Below are 1,050 nucleotides of genomic sequence, written 5' to 3' on the forward strand. Positions count from 1 at the left end.
ATACATCTCGGGAATCCAGGATGTAAGGTTTTGTGAATAACTGAGCCTAAAGTTGTTTTTCGGGGAAAATTCTTCTCGTTAAAAATGCTCATTCTTTCAATTTATCTCGAAAAATACTAAATTACTGTTAAAATAAAGAATGAAATGCGAAAGAAAGAGTGATTTAATGTGAGTTGGATAAAAAAAATTATGGCAATGTTTCAAAATGACGATGATGAAGTGAATGAAATGGAAAGGACTCAGAAAGTACCAAAATTGACCAAAGACGAACGCAACCATAAAAAAGATCTTGAGGCAAAGGTAGTATACCAATATCCGAAGGGGCAGTTCCGGTTTCCGTTGATTCCTGATGAGAAGCTTACGGGCGAAAATCCGAGACATTCTCGGCAGGAATGGGTTGGCCGGATGGAAGAAATAAAGCCTTTTATCAATGAAAGGGGCCCATTCAAATATACGAGTGACAGCCTCCTCCGGCAGGAATCCACACAAAGACGGAACAAGGCAGAAGGAAATGAGGAAGCAGGAAAAGGGAAAGCGCCAGCGAATTCAGACAAAAAAGACGAAGCTACTTCCGCTTATTCATATGAACCAAAAAAAGTCAGCGGTCCGAAACGTACGCAACCATTCAAGCCAACCGAAATTCCATCGCCAATATACGCATTCAACAGGCCGCCAAAGAAAGAACAACATCAAAGAAGCCTGGAAGAAGTAGAATATGAAATGACCGAATTTGAAACAGTGCAACAAGACATAGGACTGAAACCTGTAAGAAGGGACAGAATCCAAGACAGCCTGATTCAGCAGGAACAGCTAAATCAGGCGGAAATGCTGACAGAAATTCCGCTCGAGAAGCCAAATCAGGCGGAAATGCTGACAGAAATTCCGCTCGAGAAGCCAAATCAAGCGGAAATGCAGGAAGAAACTCTGCCGCTCGAGAAGCTAAATCAGGCGGAAATACATGAAGAAACTCCACAAGAGAAGTCAAATCAAGCGGAAATACTGGAAGAACCTCTGCTCGAGAAGCCAAATCAAGCGGAAATACTGGAAGAA

General features: G+C 42.1%; 1 pseudogene. It reads left to right on the forward strand.

Going from position 1 to position 1,050, the window contains the following annotated elements:
* Positions 1 to 168: 168 nt before the first annotated feature.
* A pseudogene (locus tag UB32_RS18855) lies at positions 169 to 1,050 on the forward strand (hypothetical protein); the annotation flags it as partial.

Origin of the sequence: Mesobacillus subterraneus (genome assembly GCF_000934845.1) — a bacterium.
Taxonomy (GTDB): domain Bacteria; phylum Bacillota; class Bacilli; order Bacillales; family Cytobacillaceae; genus Mesobacillus; species Mesobacillus stamsii.